Source organism: Citrobacter sp. VF227 (genome assembly GCF_052950715.1).
Genome location: NZ_JBRFVF010000225.1, coordinates 1 through 541, shown reverse-complemented (window position 1 = coordinate 541; position 541 = coordinate 1). Strand labels below are relative to the sequence as shown.

Sequence of the window (541 nt, the reverse complement as noted above, 5' to 3'; positions counted from 1 at the left end):
GTCGAGGGCATCAAGGCCATGGTCGCCCGCAAGGCCGCCGAGGAGGCCGAGGTCAAGCGCCTGGCCGACGCGGCCGCCGCCGCCGAGCGGAAGCGCACCATGATCGAGCTCGCCGACGGCTTCGAGCGCGCCGTCGGCGGTATCGTCGGCCTGGTCTCGTCCTCGGCCACCGAGCTCCAGGCCACCGCTCAGCAGATGACCGCCACCGCCCAGGAGACCGCCGCGCAATCGACCACCGTGGCCGCCGCAGCGGAAGAGGCCGCCACCAACGTCAACACGGTCGCGGCCGCGGCCGAGGAGCTCGGCTCGTCGGTGCAGGAGATCGGCCGGCAGGTGCAGGGCTCGGCCCATCTCGCCCAGGCCGCGGTGGGCGGGGCCGACCAGACTGCGAACCTCGTCCAGGCGCTCAGCCAGAACGCGGCGCGGATCGGCGACATGGTCGGGATGATCTCGGGCATCGCCGGCCAGACCAACCTCTTGGCGCTCAACGCCACGATCGAGGCGGCGCGCGCCGGCGCGATCGTGGCGTTGAGCGCCAAGA

At 73.2% G+C, this 541-nt stretch carries 1 protein-coding gene; it reads left to right on the top strand.

Annotated elements, in window-relative coordinates; translation table 11 throughout:
* Window positions 1-541 (top strand): methyl-accepting chemotaxis protein (locus tag ACU8YC_RS26015; RefSeq protein ID WP_446896116.1); only part of this gene is annotated, 541 nt, incomplete at both ends.